Source organism: Enterobacter sp. AC1, from assembly GCF_050434705.1.
Classification (GTDB): domain Bacteria; phylum Pseudomonadota; class Gammaproteobacteria; order Enterobacterales; family Enterobacteriaceae; genus Enterobacter; species Enterobacter cloacae_L.
Map to the genome: position 1 here is coordinate 137,077 of NZ_JBNDIZ010000003.1, position 20,798 is coordinate 157,874.

The window sequence follows — 20,798 nt, forward strand, 5'->3', positions numbered from 1 at the left end:
AGGATCAACATAACAATGAAACGTTCTCATCTTTGGGTTTTAAATCCTTGCTTGCTTGCAATGCTTTCTACCTCTGCGTGGGCGGAAGAACAAAAGGAAGAAAATATCGTTGTCTCCGCCAGCCGCGCGCATCGCAGCGTGGCGGAGATGGCGCAGACCACCTGGGTTATTGAGCGGGCTGAAATTGAGCAGCAGGTTCAGGGCGGGAAAGAGATTAAAGACGTGCTGGCGCAGCTGATCCCGGGCATGGACGTCAGCAGCCAGGGGCGTACCAACTATGGTATGAACCTGCGCGGCCGTTCCATGATGGTGATGGTGGACGGCGTGCGTCTGAACTCGTCCCGCAGCGACAGCCGTCAGCTGGACTCTATCGACCCGTTCAATATCGATCGCATTGAAGTGATCTCCGGTGCCACCTCGCTCTACGGCGGCGGCAGTACCGGCGGTCTGGTGAACATCGTCACCAAAAAAGGCCAGCCGGAGACCGAGGTTGAGTTCCAGACAGGGGCAAAAAGCGGCTTTAACAGCCACAACGATCACGATGAGAACGTGTCGGCGGCGGTCAGCGGCGGCAATGATAACGCGTCCGGTCGTCTGTCGGTGTCGTATCAGCGCTACGGCGGCTGGTACGACGGCAACGGCGACGAGGTGATTATTGATAACACCCAGACCGGCCTGCAGTATTCCGACCGTATCGATGTGATGGGGACAGGCACCATCAACATTGACGATCACCAGCAGCTGCAGTTAACCACGCAGTACTACAAGAGCGAATCCGACGGCAAGCACGGGCTCTATCTCGGGAAGAACTTCTCCGCGGTAACGGGGGATGCGAACGCGTACAACAAAGGCAACCTGGACTCTGACCGCGTCCCGGGGACCGAGCGCCATCTGATTAACCTGCAGTACTCGAATACCGATTTCTGGGGCCAGGACCTGGTTGCGCAGATTTACTACCGCGACGAGAGCCTGACCTATTATCCGTTCCCGACCCTGACCAAAGGTGTGGTGAGCAGCATCGGTGCCTCCCAGCAGAAAACCGATTTCTACGGCGGCAAGCTGACGCTGAACAGCAAGCCGGTGGACGATTTGACGCTGACCTGGGGCGTGGATGCCGACCACGAAACCTTCGATGCCAACCAGCAGTTCTTCGACCTGAGCAAAGCCGCGGCGAGCGGCGGCATGGAGCTGGACAACGCCTACAACGTGGGCCGTTACCCGGGCTACAGCATCACCAACCTCGCCCCGTTCCTGCAGGCAAGTTACGACATTGACGCCATCACCCTGAGCGGCGGCGTGCGTTACCAGTACACAGAAAACAAGGTGGACGACTTTGTTGGTTACGCCCAGCAGCAGGCCATCGCCACCGGGAAAGCCACCTCCGCCGACGCGGTACCGGGCGGGAAAACCGATTACAACAACTTCCTGTTTAACGCCGGGATCCTTGGCCGCCTGACCGAACAACAGCAGCTGTGGTTTAACTTCTCCCAGGGCTTCGAAATTCCGGACCTGGCGAAATATTACGGCTCCGGCACCTATCAGCTTGTAGACGGCCACTATCGCCTGCTGAACAGCGTGAACGTGAACGACTCGACTCTGGACGGGATCAAGGTCAACGCCTACGAACTGGGCTGGCGTTATACCGGGGATAACCTGCGCACGCAGGTCGCGGCGTACTACTCGCTTTCCGATAAAACCATCACCATCAACAAGACGGACATGACCATTAACCTCGAAGACGACAAGCGTCGTATCTATGGGGTGGAAGGTCAGGTGGACTATTTCTTCACCAACAGCGACTGGAGCACGGGCGCGAACTTCAACGCCATTAAGTCCGAAACCCGCGAGAACGGCAAATGGGAGAAGCTGACGGTAGACAGCGCCAGCCCGTCGAAAGCCAGCGCATGGGTCAACTGGGCGCCGGGCGACTGGACCCTGCGCGTGCAGAGCACGCAGACCTTTGACGTGTCAGACGCCGACGGCAAGAAGATCGATGGCTATAACACGGTCGACTTCCTGGGCAGCTACGCCCTGCCGGTGGGTAAAGTCAGCTTCAGCGTGGAAAACCTGCTGGACAAAGACTACACCACCGCCTGGGGCCAGCGCGCGCCGGGGCTGTATAGCCCAACCTACGGCGCACCGGGCCTGTATACCTATAAGGGCCGTGGACGCACGTTTGGCCTGAACTACTCCGTACTGTTCTAACCCTTCGCGCCGCCTGCCTGCGGGCGGCGCTTTTCCTTGTGTAATTTCAACGCAAATTTGCTATAAAATCAGCGATTTGCTGAAATTGTCAGCAAACGAGCGAAAAGCGTGTTTTCCCCCTTTGACAAGGCGAACCGAGGTCGCTACTATGCGCCTCGTTCACACGATTCCTCTGTAGTTCAGTCGGTAGAACGGCGGACTGTTAATCCGTATGTCACTGGTTCGAGTCCAGTCAGAGGAGCCAAATTTAAGGGAAGCAGACGTTCACTAACGTCTGTTTTCTGCATTTCTATCAGTTGGTTATCTCCTTCTTCAAGTTCACCCTCGTTCATTAAAAACCACTCGAAGCCATACCCATTTGCAGGTAAAAATGTTGGTAATGTTAGTTCGATTGCGCTTTTACCAACAAACGGGGATGTTGTTATGCCACTTACTGATACTAAAGTAAAAAACGCCAAGCCCCTCGATAAGGAATACAAGCTGACTGATGGCTTTGGTATGTTCCTTCGCGTTACCCCCAAGGGTTCCAGATACTGGCAAATGGCTTACCGCTTCGAAAGGAAGCAAAAAATATTCTCTATAGGCGTTTACCCTGTTGTTTCACTTGCTGATGTAAGACAACGCCGCGATGAGGCCAGAAGGCTCCTTGCTCAGGGCATTGACCCTAATGCAAAGAAACAGGCCGAAGTTAAAGAGCTGAAAGCCAAACGCGACAACACACGCTCTTTCAGGGTCGTTGCCAAGGCGTGGTTTGCTACAAAGAAGAAATGGTCAGAAAATTATCGTCATACCGTATTGACTCGACTTGAAACCTACATCTTTACGGATATTGGCAACAGAGACGTTACCGACCTTTCAACTGGCGATCTTCTAGCCCCTATAAAAAAGTAGAAGCCCTTGGTTATCTCGAAGTTGCTACGCGAGTTAAGCAATACGTAACGTCTATTCTACGCTATGCCGTCCAACAGCAGCTCATACGCAATAACCCAGCTTACGATCTGGAAAGCTCTATTCAGAAGTCAGAAACTGAACACCGTCCTGCTCTGGAGCTTGAAGAGATTTCGTTGCTGCTTGAACGTATAAGTGTCTATAAAGGCCGCAGACTCACCAAACTGGCGATCCAACTTAACCTGCTGGTATTTTTCGTTCCAGCGAGCTGCGCTTCGCGAGATGGTCTGAGATCGATTTCAATAGCAAGTTGTGGGTCATCCCCGAACAGCGGGAAGTCATCAACGGCGTGAGGTATTCAGGCCGTGGCACCAAGATGAAGCGTAAGCATTTCATCCCTCTCTGTCGTCAGGCAATAGTGTTGCTGAAAGAAATTAAACAGCTCACTTATGAGGATGACAACGATTACGGTTTTATCTTTACGGGTAGCTATGACAGTTTCAAACCGATAAGTGATAACACCATCAACAAAGCCTTGCGTAATATGGGCTATGACACGAAGAAGGACATTTGTGGGCATGAGTCCAACACCTGATGAGATCAGGCGTTTTCCAAGCCGTCTTAAGGAGAAAAAGGTACATATTGACATAAGTATAGATCTAACTCCTGCCATAACATCATTTCAGAACGATAGAACCTCCCCAAAACTTAAACCACCGGGATATAGAATCAAATCATAATAGAAATTCAATCGTCCATATATGTTCACAATGACTTACATTATACTTCCCAGAGAATAAAAATTAATGTACATTATTTATTCCCATGGGTTAATAGAAGGCCAAGGAGTATTACATGAACGCCCCCAAACGTTATCAAATATTTATAAGCTCCACATATAGCGATCTAATTGAGACTCGCAAGAAAATATCAGAACATATATTGAGCATGAATCACATTCCTGCTGGAATGGAAATGTTTTCTGCAAATGGTAAAGAACAATGGAACACTATTCAAAAGTCTATTAATAATAGCGACTATTATATACTAATTATTGGTGAACGTTATGGCAGCATTTCAGAAGTTGATGGTATAAGCTTCACAGAAAAAGAATATCGATATGCTCGTGAAATTGGATTGCCTACTCTATGTTTTATTCCTGATGAAAACTATCAAACCACTCGAGCCAATAGAGAGTCAGATCCTGAAAAAATAAAAAAACTTAATTTTTTGATTGAAGAAATAAAAGGTGATCAATTATGTTCTTTATGGAATTCCGAAGATGATCTGATTCACAAAGTATCAGCAGCATTATATAAAATTTTTACAGACGAGCCACGCACTGGATGGATTCGAGGGGATTCGGGGGATCCTGAAGTATTAACTAAACTAGTTAATGCAATGGAGGAAAATAGTCAATTAAAAAAGCAAATTCAACAACTGGAAGAATCCAATAAGATTAAAGCACCAATTATTTCATTTCATATTAATGACATCGACCTAAGTGATGATAATCTAGTTTTAAAAATATTAGAGCCAGATGACCTCCCAGAATTAAAACTAGAAACAATTAAACCTAATTTTTACAGAACTGATGTTCCAGAAGATCTTACACCATATATATATGATGAAGATATCACACATTATAATGAGAGAAACCCTTCCGCACAGGAGGTTGATGAATACAACAGCAAAATGAAATACTTTGAACAAGTACATTCAACTTCAACTTTACTTCAAATTTCAAATGCCGGCGAGATTAAAGCTAATAACCTTTCAATTAAAATAACATTTCCCGACGCAGTTGAAATTTTAGATACAGAAAGCATTAAGGACATTAAAAAACCTTCAATATACTTTCCTACTTCACCAATAGATTTAGCCATTAAAAGAAAAGAGGATGAAGGGAAAGAGAGGAATATAAGAGATTTTGCTTCACGTGATTTATTTGGTTTATCACACAGAAGCAATATGCAATATAATCACGGCTCACTTTCGATGATCCCATCTTTAAGAAGGTCACTTGTAGATGAAGATTACTTTTATATTTCTGACGATAATCCAAAAGTAATCACAGGAAGAATTAAGGGTGTTCGACAGGATTGCATTTCGACAATACCACATGATTTCAAATTAATCCCATTAAAAAAAGGTGAATTTAAATTTACTGTTTCTATTCTTTGTGATGAGTTCAGTAAATGGAACACTAGAGAATTCATACTAAAAATAATTTAAAATAAAAGGCCACGCTGTAATAAAGTGGCCTTTGTCAATCTTCAATCACATATGATAAAACTATATTTTTACAGATATGAAATAGTTTAAAATATACATTTTATCAAATAGAAATATATTTATCATAAATATCCCCCGTCTTTAAACCCTTCGCCTAAAAATAATATTTTACGAGAATACAGGCTTACCAGCAACAAAACTGAACATAGCAATTATTTTTAGGATCTATAAACCCCTCTCTTCACATTATCTATATGAAGGAGGGATAGTTAATCTACAATTATAGTAGCTAATTTTATTATTGGTATTCTCTACACGATATGTATACAAGCATGATTACTGGATTGAAATATACCCCCCCAGAGGGTTTTTATGATTACTTGCATCAAAAAACTCACAGCATGACATATTAAATGGTCTATTTGCTGATAGTTCATTTTGAAGACATGTTGTGACAAGAAGTTTTGGTGGAACTAAGATCGTTTCTCTGTTTACATCACCAATTGATCTTAAATTAATAATATTGATGACATTATTATTTTCATTGCGGAGAATTACGATTTGAAAAGAAGAGCAATATAGAACTACAGAATTAGAAGTTAGCCATAAATCAGAAACAGAATATGTCAACTGAACTAAGTTAGAGTGCCCCATCAAACTGTTAAGAACTTTAGCATCTGAAAACGTAATATCCATGTCAGTATCCTTTTAAATTGCGAATCTACACCACCAGTATCGGCATTCAGAGATAATACTTTAGCGGTTCCTCACACAAAAAATTTCGACAACGAGTATATCTAAGACCTATCCGGTAATTAGTTACTCATCGGCACCAGAATCTATGATGGTAATACCCAATTTATTACACTCATCTCAATGTTTTTACTTTGACATTTACACATAAAAATTGACTCATGTTAAATATAAAAGTTTTCAGCATACTCTTCCCCCAAAACCTCTGTTCACCTTAGCCAAACTTGTTCCTTTCTATTGCACTAACATCTTTTTTGAAAATTACCATCCTCTATGAGCTAACGCTCATGTGCTGATGTTGGTAAAAATACAGTTAAATTTAAAAAATCCAGTAATAACAGGCGATACAGATGAAGTTCGAGTCCAATCAGAGGAGCCAAATTTGAAAAGCCTGCTTTTGAAGCAGGCTTTTTGCTTTTCTGCGTTTCTGATCTTAATTCAGAATCGCATCCAGCCTCGCAAGCACTTCATTTACAACGGCGTCAGGTATGCGTTCCAGCCGCATGCCGTTCCGGGCAGCCATATCAATGGTTCTGGGCTGGTCGCAGCGAATAACGCCGATTGTTTTGGTCCCCGCCCCTTCCAGTGAAACGGTGAAACCTGCTGTACGCGCAAAGTTTCCGCCGCTGGTGACGGGAACCACTACCGGTAGCCGGGTCAGCTTGTTAAACGATGCCTTCGATACGATGAGTACCGGACGTTTTCCACTTTGCTCGTGGCCAGCAATCGGATCCAGTGAAACAAGCCAGATTTCCCCTCTGTCCATTTACAGAATCTCCTTGCCCACCGCAGGCGCATCAATCCATTCCCGATCCTCTTCGCTCATTTCGGCGTGCGGATCGCACTGCGCCAGCAGTTCCTCAAGCGAATAGCGGGGCCGTTTCTGGGGTTCAATAATCAGGCAGCCATTATCAATGGTCATACCCACTTCGCTGTCCGTCGACAGCTCCAGCGTTTTCAACACGGCGGGAGGAACCGCCAGCATGATGGATCCGCCGACCTTTTTCAGGCGAGTTGTATACATAGAGCACCTCCGAATATTATATTTTAATATAACATCTACGGCAGGCGATGCACAATTATTCATCAGATTCATTGTGATTTCCTTAGCGTAAAAAAGCGTGAAGAAAGCCTTAATCTATCGAAGGACAGATCCGGCAGTTTTCAAAGGCGGCATTGCCGGTAAAACGGCGACCGTCCTGATACCTCAGGCGCTTCTTTCAGGTCATGAAGCATTTCGTGCAGGCGGGAGCTTAGTGCGTAACAAAGAAGGCTGATAATAGAAAACTGTTTTTGCGATTCAAAGGATTATGACGGATCGGATAAACAAAATGCGGCGCAGCTTCCGTATCCGGGCTGCGCCGCAGGAACATCAGCGGTAGCGCGAAGGCCAGATTTGCTCAGGCGCGATATCTAACGCTTCGGCAATTAACCTTTCACCTTTGGGCCAGCGGCGGGTAAGCGCATTAGCCAGCGTGGAGGATGCCAGCCCCGCCTGACGCGAAAGTGCTGACAGCGAAGTGCCACGTTTTTTCAGCCCGGCAATAATATCGGCCGAATGCCAGTCCTGTCGCATCATGCGGCCACCTCGTCGATAAACTTCACGCCATCGGCGGTGCGCAACCAGCGCGGTGCTTTCATTTCCGCGGCGAAATAGTTGATCAGTTCATACAGCAGGCCGCTAAGGTGTTTCTCCATTTCAGAGTAAAAGCCTTGCCCTGCCAGCGTCTGCGTCAAGGCGAGACAGTAGCGGCAAAGCTCTGTGCATTCAGTCTCGAAACGGGGGAAATTTGCAGGAAGGGTGTCAACGGTCAGGCTTTCAATAAGATGGGGAGGAACGGGGTCTAACAACGTGGGCTGCAACAGTGTAAGACAGGCATTGAGTCTGCCGCAGAGCGCCATTTTCAGCGTGGGATCGTTGCTTTCAATCAGGGTTTCGGCAAAGGTTTCGCAGTGATCGGCAAGTACGGTGAAATCCGTGGCGGCATTAAAGGGAACAGCAAGTAACGAATGTGTTTGAGTGGGGATCATAGCCATAGTGGCAGCCTCCAGTAAGTGATTAATTGAACCACCACCTAAGAGACCAATCTTGCGGGTGGTGGAACCGGACGGAGTTGGTCTTACCGGCCTTACTGGACACCGGTGCGCCTTGCGGCGCCTCCGCCCGGCCCACCATAGAGATGTAGCTGGGTGAACGACATAAAAAAGACGCAAAGAGCGTCATATGTCGCCAGTAAGGAATATCTTCAGGAGACCAATCCCGGCACCTGATTTTGCAGGTGCCGGGTAAGGATACTGCGATTGGGGATGGACAGCAAGAAGCATCGATGGAAAACAGAAGCAGAAATACAATGCCCCAAGATAACTTTTCTTTAGCACGTAAAAAATCGAAATTTCAGAGCCATATCAAATTATGCACAATTTTCTCTCATTAAACTGGATCAGTTTAAGTATTGAAAGTGCCCATATGGGTATTTGAATACTTTGTTCGCAGCAATATTGGTCGTGGAATGAACGGTAGGATTCAGTTGGACTGATTGTCTATCGTATGAAGGGGATATCTATGAGGATGATACATCAATGATCAATCAGATTGACATTTCTAACTTTGGTAGTTTTAGTGATTTTACCTGGCGAAAGAGTGTTAAAGATCGTGGCAATAATGTTCAGAGCTTTAAACGACTAAATATCTTGTATGGACGTAACTACTCGGGGAAAACTACATTATCACGGATCTTTCGCGCTTTAGAAACAAAACATCTCCCCCCTAACTTTGCAACTCCATCTTTCACCATTTACAGCGATAAGGGTAATATTACTCCTGCTGACATCAATAACCACCACTACGATATCAGAGTCTATAATCGTGATTTTGTGAACGAAAATCTCAGTTTTCTTGTCAATCAGGATAGTGGTGAAATCAAAACATTTGCTATCGTTGGTGAGAAAAATAAAGAAATCGGAGATGCCATTGCAGTAATAGAAGCAGAACTTGGCAGCATAGAAACAAAATCAGGTTTTCGCTTTAATCAGGAAGAAAAAAACAAAAAATGGAATCAGGCTAAGGCCAACCACCAAACAGCTTCAGATGCCTTAGAAGAAAAACTGAGAGCTCACGCTAATAACAAGATAAAAAAGAATCGTGATTATGGGAAATCAGTTTACAGTATTACAAATATAAAACAGGATATCTCAACTACTAAGAAAGCCGGATTTAAATATCTTAGTATGGAAGAGCAGGCGCACAAACTTTCACTCCTGAAACAGGAGGCACTTCCTGATATTACTACCTTGATCAATATTGATCTTAAAATCGTAGAAATCAGAAAAACTGCAGAAGAACTCCTCTCCAGACGTATTATACCTACCCAGCCTCTCCAGGAACTACTTAACGATAGTATTTTACAAACATGGGTAAAACAGGGGATCTCACTTCATAAAGAAAAAAGAGAGACGTGCGCCTTCTGTCGCCAGAATCTACCGCACGATATCTGGCAGGTTCTGGACTCTCATTTTAACGAGGAGTCCTCAGTTCTGGAATCAGACATTGATAGCTGCTTAGCATCTATCTCAAATGCAATTGTTAAGATTCCCACATTTATGACTTTGACAGGGAATATGTTTTATCCTGAAGAGCGTATTGTATTTGAACAAAGTAAAATGGACCTTGATGAAGAATTAACCGTCTACAAACAAGATCTGGAAATTTTAGAAAAGGTATTAACCTCAAGAAAAAATGATCTTTTTAAACCGTTAGAAATGCCCGACGTTCATTATTCCCTTGAGAAAATCCAGCAGTATTCTCGCGATATCAATAACCTAGTGAGTCAAAACAATACCCGAACGAAGACGCTTGAAAAAGATAAGAATGCAGCCCGCGATGCACTAAGACTTACTGATGTTGCATCTTTCATTCAGACAATTAACTATGATAATGAACTAATTCGCATAGAAGATTTAAATACTGAAGCCAACAAAGCTTCTGCTGATTTTCTTGATGCCAGAAATCAAGTCATCGAACGAGAAACAAAGATCACACAGCTACAGGGAGAGCAGAAAGATGAACGCAAAGGGGCAGAAAAAGTAAATGCACTGCTCAACCATTTCTTTGGGCACGATAGTATACAATTAGAAGCCAAAGACGATTCGATTAAAACATCAGTTAAATTTGAAATTATGCGAGGAGGAAAATCGGCCTTCAATCTAAGCGAAGGTGAATGTAGTTTAATCGCATTTTGCTACTTTATCGCAAAACTGGAAGAACCAGAGAGTAAAGGTAAAGAGCTTATTATTTATATTGATGACCCAATCTCCAGTTTAGATGGGAATCATATATTTTTTATGTTCAGCCTGATTGAAGGATTGATAGCTAAACCAATTAAAAATCGAGATAATTCAAATAGCTATCGATACAAGCAACTTTTCATTTCCACGCATAATCTGGATTTTTTAAAATACCTCAAAAGATTATCTATTCCTAAAAAGAAAATCACGGTGGGTGAAGGCAAGGCAAGAAGCATCGAAGACAAAGAAAACTTCATGCTGGAACGTAACGGCAGAGGAAGTAATATTATACTTATGCCTGCGTATTTGAATGATTATATTACGGAATTTAATTATCTTTTTCAGCAGATTTACAAATGCCGGGATCAGGCTATGGCAAATGAATCTTACGAACCATTTTATGGCTTCGGAAATAATCTCAGAAAATTTCTGGAAGCATTCCTGTACTTCAAATATCCTTGGCATGATGATAAAAATGATTCATTTGAGAAGATCAAGAAATTTTTTGGCGAAGAGGATGCGACTGCCATTGCATTGATAAACCGCCTCAACAATGAATATTCGCATCTTGAATCAATACCTGACCGTGGATTTAAACCACTTGAGGTTCCTGAGATTTCTAGGGTGGCTAATTTCGTTCTGGATAAAATGCACAAATCAGACCCTGATCAGTACAATTACTTGTTGAAAAGTATTGGAGAATACCAGGAAGTATAAAAATAATATATTTCAGGTGCCCGGCTTAATCCGGGCATCGTCATAGTAAGTATGACCTAACAAAATCATTTTTCACAATATATCACTGGCACTGCATTAACTTCTTTAACCGCATGAGAAAAAGAAGACAGTATCCATAAAAGTTGTATCACATGTGGCTTTACTGGCTGATTACGTCGTAATTTACCAAACTCACGCTTAACTTCGTTTTTTGAAATAAATGAACAGCTCAAAATACATTTCCTGTGCAACTTGACATCTTTTGATAAATCATCAAGATATTTTTTAAGTTTTCTAGTATCACCTATCCTTATTTTATTGATCTTTGTAGCCGTATTGTTGTTTACATAGTTTTTCTTTAATTTATTTTTAACTTTGTCCAAAAAATCTGGTGTACTAAAATACATATACCCCAGATTTTTAATTGCCTGCCCGACGACATCATGTAATTTACTTGCTGACGTAGTCTTCGAGCCATGTTTTGAATGAATGAAACTGATGCAGGAATCTTGTTTATTAAACGTTATGTGGTCAGCCCATTCGTTCCCCAGATCGTCGCAAAATATATAGTCATCATTTTTATGAATTTCTTCAACTAAATCAAACATTGATCCCGTAGAGAATTTAGTACTTAGCTTTGTAAAAGTACCTTTTTCACTTAATACCTTATCCATATTGTCAACAGGAATAAGAATGTCCAGAATACTATTTATTTCTGAAATTCCAGACGTATCTTCAAAGCAATTCCCCATAAAATACATATAACGAGGATCCTGGAATGTTATACTATAAAATCCATTTTTAAATATGAAACTCTGAAGCGTGGATTCTTTACTATTCGATACAATTTTTAACCGTCTAAGGATAGTTGACTCTATTGTAAGTGTTTTATTATTCCTTTTTATTTTTGCACTACCAATAGCTGAATCAAGCGTCAAGTCATTTCTAATTTCATAAACTTTTTCTAGTTTTTGGAAAAGCTTATTGAGCTTTTTCTCGGATATATAGCAATCTTTACCGTCAGGAAGTTTATATTTAATTCTTAGCCCCTCAGACTCTATTTTTTCATACAAAGCTGTACTCTCAATGAGGAGTGCGTTCGGCTGAGTCAATGCCATAACTTCATTTAATTCTTTCTGTTGTGCAAAGTAACTTAAAAAATCTTTGACACCGCCACCTTGCCTGACAAGGCATAATTGATGGTAAGACCATGAGGCAATATCATCGAAACTAATTCTTTGTGATGCTTCAACTAATCTGCCACTGCCTGAAATTGTCTTAATTGTTGGGCCTTGTCGAAGTTTCAAATAGTAAGGTATAGATCTGCCAGCAGCATGTGTAGAAAAAGCCCCCTTAAGATCTGATGACTCAAAAGAACGACTCCTGATAGCTTTATCCGAATTTGTCATGCTTCGCGTGGATATTTTCTGAAATGAAACATCAGAATCATTAAATGTTCCCGCCAATGAGTGACTTGTGATTAAATTAAAATCTTTCTCTAACTTATCAGATATATTTGCGCAGCTCTTTTTTATTATGGCTATACTGTTATCAAATTCCAGAATCAATATGAACGCATATATTGTATCGTAAAAATTCTCAGCACCTTCAGCTTCCCCCATAAAATAGACAGGCCTTAGTGTAGGGAAGATGCGCAGAGAATAAATAAAATTAACATCAGCATCAATCAAATTCCTTTCCACCCTGAAATCATTCATCAGATAATCAGAATCTGGTTCAATATTATCATCGGCAGAATTCAGAATGCTCAGAATTTCGTCATTTGTAATTTTTCTTTCCTCATTATCGAGAGGAATTTTAAGGTCATAGAACTGGACATTTTTTGTAAGCTCTAATCTGTCAATCATTAAATTATCCCTTATGAATTCTACAAGTCTAATTTCTTTTTTCTACACATCTTATTCAATTGAGTTTTCCGTCGATTCGATAAGTACTATCTCATCACCAGAATGATTAACCAACCTCTGCATCGCTGCATTAAAACGATAGTCCACAACCAGCACCTCCTGTTCAATCCAACGCTGTTCCTGCTTTAATTGCCTGAGTTGAGGGCAATCCGGCGCAGTATCCCAGGCATGTTTTCCTGCCCCAATCATGTCATTAACCTGGTGTGCTGATGGCCAAAAGTCCGGTAACCAGATCCGGAAGGGTCGGGCCAATGAGTGGGATAGTTGCCGGGCAATCGTCAAACCATTCGGATCGAGATCGGGAAAATGTACCCAGGGTATATCCTGCCCGAATTGAGAAATCCATCGGCAGGCAGGGAGATAATTCAGGCCAGGGGCAAAGATCAGTATCAAACCGTCGACAAGCGGCATATCAACATAAGCACCTAAATTCTCAACGGTCATGATCAGTTGCGCCGATGACATGTCCACAGAGAGTAAATCAAGTAGCATCCGTTCTGGCAAACAACACTCCGAACGCCATTCACTCTCATTATCTGCAAACAGAACGTTTTCACTGTTATTGCAGGTAAACGTTAGTCGCAGCGCCGTACCCTGGCTACGAAGTCGCAAGACATCATCATAGGTAACGGTCTGCCCTTTGACTAAGGGTTGGCTCAGACCTGCTTTACTGTTACCTCGCCATGCCGACGCTGATTTATGATGGATCCTTTGCAGGCGGCGAGGGATAGCCGGACGATGCTCTTTTCTGCCAATGATCTGTTGTTGTATCTGTTTCTGCACCTGCGCGAGCAGAATTTCCAGGCGTTCACTTTCCACCAGCCGCCAGCGATTGCGCGTGGAAGGGATGATAATACCCAGTTCGGCCAGATAATTTCGCAGCAACTTTTCCTTAGCATTTTCGAACATCATTTGCCGTTCTTTCAGTTGCTGAAGAATATCGCCAAGTTCACTGGCCGGGAAACCTAACTGAAACAATTCATTATGCATTAGATTGTTTTCACCTCGTCACTTTCAGCATTCTCAGCTGTAGCCAGATAGCCATCAACGTCAAATGGCAACTGCTGGGCGTCGCGGACACCGGTAATTTTCACCTGATGGCGAGTAACAGTTTGCCCGTTGGGCCCCGAGTTCTCTGTCCTGACTATGCGCACCAACTGGTAGCCGGTTCCGGTAATTTTCCCTAACGTTTCCGGGGCCGCAACCAACATCTGGCACCCGGTTCTTACCGCAAGCTCGTGGACTGTCGCCTGAGAGGCGGCATCCAGACGGGAAACCTCATCCATCACCAGCGGCAAAGTGAAAGGCTCTTTATTGCCATGAGAGCTGCGTCCCCAGTGCCTGAGCACGGCAATCAGCACTGCCAGCCCAGAGCCGATTCGTTCCCCGGTTGACAGGCTGGAAGCGTTCAGTGGTTCAAACTGCTCTGCACCGCGACGCTGTATTAGCGTTTTTACGTCCAGGTAGTTACGGTGATCCAGTAAATGTGAACCATCAATTTCATGTTGATTGATTTTTTTATACAGGCCAGCCAGTGCTTCGGTAACGGTTCCTGCCGTGGAAAAGAGATCGTCCATGCCATAACCGCCTGATTTCAGGGCGTTCAGAGTATCCTGGAAATGTTTAACCGTTCTGGCTTCCAGACGCACGCTGGCAACCTGCCCAAAGCCAATTCCGGTAAGTTCAGCGCTTAATCGACTTATCGCTCTTTTTTCATCGTTAATCCGGCGCGATAGCGCATCGGCCAGTTCATCCCGGCGCATCTGAAACGCGGCTTCGGTTTCAGCCAGCATCATCTGCGCATCTTTCGCCGCCTGAGACAATGCCAGCAGCATTTCCCGAGGTTGCGTGGTGCGTTGGATATCCTGACGGGCACGGCGGCGAAACAGCGCCACTGCGCGGCTATAAAGCGTGGCACAGACTTCAGCGATGTCAGATGTATTCTGACCGCAGGACGCTAATTGCTGCATGAAGGGATCGGCTGAAGAAATAGAATATTCAATAGTTAGCCTGGTCAGTTGAGTCAGTAATGATTGATCGACCAGCAAAGGCGCTCCCGGTAATGGTGCCTTGCAATTTACCAGCATTTCGCGCATTGCAGGTTCCAGCTCACTATAAGAGCCATCGGCTTTTATTGCGCTTATAATTCCGTTGCGCTGCTGAGTTATCTGTTCAATTTTCTCTGTCAGGACAGTGAGCTTATCATTCTGATTTTTCAGGTTTAACTCTTCGCTTGAGCGTTGCTGATGCGTCTCAGCCGTTTTTGTATTGCACTCTCTTAAATTTTTATTCAGTTTTTCAAGTTGGCCCTGTAAATGCGCGAGCTGTGAGGCAAGTTTAGTTTCCAGGCCGAATGTATAGGGAAATGGCAAATTATCCAGATCATTTTTTGCATCATCACGATTCTGGCGGTGGCGAGTAATCGCGGATATCATATCTGAATAAAACTTATCTTTTTCAGCTAATTCTTTTTTTGCATTTGTGAGTTCTTGTTTAATCCAGTCGCCTTCCTTTTCCAGCCGTTTTTGATCGCCTGACAAGAGTATTTGCGCTTGTGCTTCATCTTCCAGTATTTTCTGAGCATTAACATATTCCGGGTTTAGATGAGCACGCACACTGTCTAACTCTTTCACCAGTCGAACCCGCATTGCAGAGGTTTGCCAGGTTTTCTCGTTCTGCGCAACCTGCTGACGTACTTGCTCTATATTTTCTGGGTATTCTTCCCGTAGTAATGGATACTCTTTTTCTATCTGATTAATTAACGGCTGATAGCGTTTGATATCACGCCCGGCAGCTTCAGCACAATTTATCTGATCAGCAATCTCGGCCAGCTCCTGAGAAAAATCCCGAAACAGGATTTTACTGTCTGGTTCACATTCCTGTAGCGCAAGCAAAAGATTCCGGCTTTTTTTCCACTGACTGGACACGCTTCTGTGTTTTTCTTCAATATCCGTCAGAGCGGTATGACGATGACTTCGCTGTCGGCGAGTATCCTCCAGCGGCGGTTCATCATCCCAAATAAATGAGGGGGCCGCGCTAACGGCCTTAAGATGTTCGTTGTTACGTTCAACGTCTTCAATCTCACGTTCCAGCGTCTCGCTCTTTTTTTCTGCCAGTTGTATCTGTTGGTCCAATTGAAGGATAAGCGCCTCGCGGGCTTTATCACCTAATACAGGCTCTGAACGTATCTGGCTGATGCGGCGGTATCGCGGTTCATCTATAACACACCAGGGCGGGAGGATACTCTCCACCGTGTTATATTCGTCGGTGATATCTTTAAAAAGTAATTCCGACTCGAACGACCCGTTGCGTAAAACGTCTATAGGTTGGGTTACACTGATCAACAAAATATCGGGAAGCGGCCATTGCTCATCGTATTGTGTAAGCAATTGTCTGGCGGCATCATCGACATCACCATTGACAAGTATGGCAAACATTAACGGCCCTAATGCTGCCTCAAAATATCCGGCGTCCTGTACTTCGATATCTGCGTACAATTCAGCAACTGATATTCCCGATACATCAGCGGCAAGAGTCCGTAAATACTCAAGACTTCCGGCTTCTCTTCCACTCAGTTTGTCGCGACGCCCCTGGCATTGTTTGATTTCCGTTTCGTAGCCAATGACTACCTGCCGAAGTGATTTAATGTGTAACGCATGGTCAAGAATTAGTTGTTCGCAGCGTTGCGGTGTCAAATCATCATCAGGAAAAATAGTGCGTAAAAAGCTAACCGATGGCTGATATTGGTGCCACTGCTGGCTCTGTTGCTCATAGCGAGCAATATCGATATCAAGCTGCTTAATTTGTTGCTGTACTTCAGTCTGACGTTGCGTTAATTGTTCCTTTTGTTCATTTAAGTGCAATTCTTGCTCTTGTTGCATTGCCAGTTGCTGTGCAAAGTCCTCATCGCTCAATGGTAACGATAGCATGCCTGCATCGCGAAGCCGCTGCTGGAGACGCCGCTGTTTTTGATGATCGCTCTGTAACGTTTTTTGATGCTGTTGCCGCCCACCTAATTGAGCGTTTTCGATACGCCATTTTTCCAGTTGACCGCATTTTTCCATAAACCAGCGTTGAGCGTCTGGAGGAGAGATATTATCCCCCAATTTTCGTGCGCTGTTTACGGCGAAAGTATAAGCATTCAGTATATCCTGATGAGATCGTAATTGGCGCTCTGCATGGTTGAGGGCATTCCCCGCCTCTTTTTCCTGATTCGCTAACTGTTCAATGAATGTGGTTAATTCAGACAGCGTAAAAGCCATATTCCATTGGTTAATCTCATCATAAAGCTGTTTTGCGTGGTTATATTGCGATGCCATTTTCTGAGCAACGTCATAACGCGACACGACATTAGACAGCTGTTTGGCTGTGCGTAGCTGGCTTTCTTCATTCTCACTTTTTTTTCTTTCCAGCTCATCAACAATGCCTTGCTGGAGTTTGCTTGTTTCTTCCGCACTCTCTAACTGCGGTTCAAGTTTATTCAGTTCACCAATTGCTTTTTGCTCTAGATCAAAATAAATCCTACCGCCATTAGCACATCGCTGTCGGGGTTCAATATCGCTTATCTGTTGTTGCGTTATTGACAGTTCCGCTTTTATGGCGTCTTCCTTGCGCCTTAGTGAACCCAGAGTTTCCTCAATTTTTTCCAGCTCACGTTCAATCCGATATTTTTCTTTCTGAATAGTCGTGCGCTCTTCATCATTCATCGCCAGAGCTTTCTCAATGACTGACCACGTATTGGCTGAAAATGATAAGCTCAACGTAAGTAATGAATTAAAAAATTGATAATCCTTTTGATAATTTTGCAGGTCTTGCTGCGTAAGTCTGACTTTGATCATGGACTCATGCACCATATTCACTACGGAATGTATATTCCCGCGAGTATGGGCCATTAAATAAGCGCTGAGATGTTTTTCTATCGATTTATCCAGACGCCCGGCCATTGCTGAATGAAGGATCTGGGCCAGACGATATTTATCATCGGGTGACTGACAGGCTCGGGGTAAAATGCCATGCTGAAACAGTGCCAACATGTAGGCATTTGGGTCTTTAAATGTCTGAATAGCGCATCCTAATAGTGCTGCTTTATCCCGTAACTGGTCTGTCGTTACCGGGTGAGCTACTTGTCCTTTACGATCAAGCAAACAATCCAGTGGGTTAACGCCATCGGGAAGTTTCAAACAAAATAGCTGGGTATCTAATGTTGTTCCTGTCTTTTTTTCAGCCCTGACGACGTACAGATGCCGGTGGCCTGTCCCCCGGGCCTCAATCTCCAGAGCAACAATACTGGGCTGCCCTAAGCGTGGAAACATTTCGCTGTCTTTTATTGATGTTGAAACTTTGAAATCATCCTTAGTCCCTAAACTAATGTAGCGAATATCAGGGATCTGGCTGAACATAAACGCGCCCAACAAAGACGTTTTTCCCGCACCATTATTGCCCAACAATGAAACCGTACCACCATACTGTCGCGATGTGCGCAGTGCGTGAGGATTCACCAGATTTAACGTTCGGGCCATAATGCCATTAATGTTGACAATACTAAGGCTACGTATCAGAGGGTAGTGGTTCACAATTGTTCCCCTTCATGAGTTCCGGAAGCAAATAAATCGCCCGTTGTATCCATGTCTTCTTCGGCAGAGAAACGATCGCTCTCTGCCAAATCTTCGTCTACACTATCCCGCGCTGCCTCATCAATATTGACCAGGTAACCTTCCTGAATCAGTTCAGCCAAGCGTTGTGGAATTTCTGACTCTTGCTGTAATCCTCGCAACGGTTCAATAAAACGATAGATAGCGGGTGTTGTCTGGAAGGATTGTCGATCCTTAGAGAGTTGAATAAAAGCATAGCGATCGAACACTATGAGCGACTTTCTTATTTCATCCTGGATTTTAGATAAATCGTATTGGGTCTGTTGGCCTGGACGACGGCGAAATAATTCCAGCAGTCTGGTTTCGGATAATTGATTGCTCATTCGCTCCAGCAGTTGGTTCGTGGTGAACCACTCTTTTTGACTAAGCTGTTTTTCGAGTTCCATTGCAACAATAATCAAACCAGTGACCATCTGCAACTCATTAAATCGCTCAACGGGTATTTTTCCGCGGCGCTGAGGCAGTAGGTAATAAACAGATTCATTGGAAAAGCATAAAGATAAAGACAAGCAGTCGTAATATTCACAAAGCGGATTAAATGCCTGATTAACAAATGAATACAACATATAATCCGCAGGTAATATATTAATCCCTTTACGTAATTTATAATCTACCATGGGGAATAGAGGTGATTTCATCACATCAAGGAATGTATTAAATTGATCGTCCTGTGTGGATTCAAGCTCAGTCATTGAGATCACCTTGTGAAATTAGCCATTGTTCTTCGATTTCGTAATTTGCTGACTCATCCATTAAAACCCATTCCGGGGAGATATCGTCGTGGATATTGTCATTCTGTTTCATCAGTTCTTTTATTGTGCACTGTGCCAAGCGAAAGCGATCCGTTTCATTGAATGGGAATTTACTTAAAATATTTCTGATAACAGAAGTGTTACTCACCGGTTTATTATCACTTAATGCCTTTTCAACAAATTCCCTTGCGAAACTTTCTAACTGAAACGCAGGCATCTCCCGCACCAGTTCTTCATCATCATTATCATCGAGGAACAACGCATTGTCCGCCGGAGGCGGAGGTGTGTCCCATTCACGTAATTGCATTAGCTTAACGGTCGAAGGTAATGCTAACGACCATGATGACCTACCAAACAACTCAATAGTACGATCGATTAAATATCCCAGATTAGCATTGGGATCTAACGCGATACGGATGCGTATACGGTCCAGTACACTGCTAAAGAATCCGGATAAATCCCTTAAGGAATGATTAGCGAATTCTCGAACATCCATTAATGAACCAAACAAAGAGGATAATGTAATTTTTAATCTCTGAGACCCACCTTTTTGTACGACTTTATTTTGCAAAATTTCCAGTTGCATTAATACCGCATCGGCACGGTTCATTACTAACATTCTCAAATCGTTGATTTGACCAGCCAGCGTACGTATTATTTCAAGAAGTTGCTGAATTTCCATTTCCAAAGAAATACCAATTTCAGTTTGTATCTCGGAGCGCATTGAATGGAATTTAGAAATAAGGAATTCCTGATTTTTAAAAACACCCGTCAGCAGATCCTTCAGGCTCGGTAAAAAATGTTCTACCTTCACCAACCATTCACTATCAGTAATTTTTTCTCCATTGCTGGTAGCATTTAAACTGGACAGTTCCTGATCAATTCTCAGATAACGCTGACTTAATGTTTCTTTATCTTCTAATTCATCAGATTGTTGGAAAGGTTTTAACAAATCATATGCCAACTGAGTCAGACGATATGTTCCACCCACATCTGCGACAGACATTCCGGCCAGTGACAACAATCCTTGTTCCAGCGCACGTTTCAGAAAGTTATTAACCCGAACATCGGAGGTATTAGGATCCTCATTTATTCTTTCATCAACGTAACGGATGATGCTGTGACATGTGGCCTCATCGTAGCCGGATTGTACAAAGTAATGCTCACTATTTGATTCGACACCTGACTCCTCGATACCCCACATCGCCATCGCCGCCAGATAGCTAAACTCATTAGGGGTAAGATGCAAGTTCGGCTGGTATTTACTGATTTTTAACAGTATGCAGCTTAGTGGGCTAGTAAACTGCTGCGGTGTAGGTGCGACATTGTCCATGATAAAGCTCACCTCGGCTTTTCTCGTTCAGTCTCCATGCTGTTATATCAAA

At 43.6% G+C, this 20,798-nt stretch carries 13 protein-coding genes, 1 tRNA gene and 1 pseudogene; 5 read left to right on the top strand and 10 right to left on the bottom strand.

What is annotated here, in order from left to right; all coding sequences use genetic code 11:
- The first annotated feature begins 15 nt into the window (after positions 1–15).
- The 4 genes and pseudogenes from M2433_RS10470 to M2433_RS10485 all read left to right on the top strand — a co-directional run bounded on the left by M2433_RS10470 (position 16) and on the right by M2433_RS10485 (position 5,328).
- Positions 16–2,205, top strand: coding sequence for a TonB-dependent siderophore receptor (locus tag M2433_RS10470; protein WP_429054503.1), 2,190 nt, complete (start codon positions 16–18; stop codon positions 2,203–2,205).
- Between the two features lie 168 nt (positions 2,206–2,373).
- Positions 2,374–2,449 (top strand) — tRNA-Asn (locus M2433_RS10475).
- 179 nt (positions 2,450–2,628) lie between these two features.
- Positions 2,629–3,685 (top strand): annotated as a pseudogene (locus M2433_RS10480) (tyrosine-type recombinase/integrase); the annotation flags it as partial.
- Positions 3,686–3,948: 263 nt separating this feature from the next.
- On the top strand, positions 3,949–5,328 hold the full coding sequence (locus M2433_RS10485) for a DUF4062 domain-containing protein (RefSeq protein WP_429054502.1): 1,380 nt from the start codon (positions 3,949–3,951) through the stop codon (positions 5,326–5,328).
- A gap of 336 nt (positions 5,329–5,664) precedes the next feature.
- Here M2433_RS10485 and M2433_RS10490 read toward each other — a convergent pair whose 3' ends face one another.
- The 5 genes from M2433_RS10490 to M2433_RS10510 form a co-directional block, all read right to left on the bottom strand.
- Positions 5,665–6,024 carry a hypothetical protein gene (locus tag M2433_RS10490; RefSeq protein ID WP_429054501.1) on the bottom strand — a complete coding sequence of 120 codons (360 nt, stop codon included), beginning with the start codon at positions 6,022–6,024 and terminating at the stop codon, positions 5,665–5,667.
- A gap of 490 nt (positions 6,025–6,514) precedes the next feature.
- Positions 6,515–6,847, bottom strand: a complete 333-nt coding sequence (locus tag M2433_RS10495) for a type II toxin-antitoxin system PemK/MazF family toxin (protein ID WP_063957609.1) — start codon at positions 6,845–6,847, stop codon at positions 6,515–6,517.
- Positions 6,848–7,105, bottom strand: coding sequence for an AbrB/MazE/SpoVT family DNA-binding domain-containing protein (locus tag M2433_RS10500; protein WP_000288812.1), 258 nt, complete (start codon positions 7,103–7,105; stop codon positions 6,848–6,850).
- Between the two features lie 348 nt (positions 7,106–7,453).
- A complete protein-coding gene (locus M2433_RS10505) occupies positions 7,454–7,660 on the bottom strand; it encodes a helix-turn-helix domain-containing protein (protein WP_049841057.1) in 207 nt (68 codons plus the stop codon).
- Positions 7,657–8,118 carry a hypothetical protein gene (locus tag M2433_RS10510; RefSeq protein WP_149270410.1) on the bottom strand — a complete coding sequence of 154 codons (462 nt, stop codon included), beginning with the start codon at positions 8,116–8,118 and terminating at the stop codon, positions 7,657–7,659. Before M2433_RS10510 ends, M2433_RS10505 begins: the two co-directional genes overlap by 4 nt.
- 543 nt (positions 8,119–8,661) lie before the next feature.
- Here M2433_RS10510 and M2433_RS10515 point away from each other — a divergent pair.
- Complete coding sequence (locus M2433_RS10515; RefSeq protein ID WP_429054498.1) at positions 8,662–11,082, top strand: AAA family ATPase; 2,421 nt, start codon at positions 8,662–8,664, stop codon at positions 11,080–11,082.
- Between the two features lie 65 nt (positions 11,083–11,147).
- Here M2433_RS10515 and M2433_RS10520 read toward each other — a convergent pair whose 3' ends face one another.
- From M2433_RS10520 to M2433_RS10540, 5 genes are read right to left on the bottom strand one after another with little or no spacing between them, the layout of a single operon-like run.
- Positions 11,148–12,950: a hypothetical protein gene (locus M2433_RS10520; RefSeq protein WP_429054496.1), complete on the bottom strand. Its 1,803-nt coding sequence runs from the start codon at positions 12,948–12,950 to the stop codon at positions 11,148–11,150.
- 51 nt (positions 12,951–13,001) lie between these two features.
- Positions 13,002–14,000 (bottom strand): hypothetical protein, encoded by a 999-nt coding sequence (locus M2433_RS10525; protein ID WP_429054494.1) that lies wholly within the window; start codon positions 13,998–14,000, stop codon positions 13,002–13,004.
- On the bottom strand, positions 14,000–18,583 hold the full coding sequence (mukB, locus tag M2433_RS10530; RefSeq protein WP_429054493.1) for a chromosome partition protein MukB: 4,584 nt from the start codon (positions 18,581–18,583) through the stop codon (positions 14,000–14,002). Before mukB ends, M2433_RS10525 begins: the two co-directional genes overlap by 1 nt.
- Entirely contained in the window at positions 18,580–19,353 is a 774-nt protein-coding gene (locus M2433_RS10535; protein WP_149270400.1) for a chromosome partition protein MukE, read from the bottom strand. Before M2433_RS10535 ends, mukB begins: the two co-directional genes overlap by 4 nt.
- The gene (locus M2433_RS10540; RefSeq protein WP_429054491.1) at positions 19,346–20,746 is read right to left on the bottom strand and encodes a hypothetical protein; all 1,401 of its coding nucleotides are present in this window, start codon (positions 20,744–20,746) and stop codon (positions 19,346–19,348) included. Before M2433_RS10540 ends, M2433_RS10535 begins: the two co-directional genes overlap by 8 nt.
- Between the last annotated feature and the right edge of the window lie 52 nt (positions 20,747–20,798).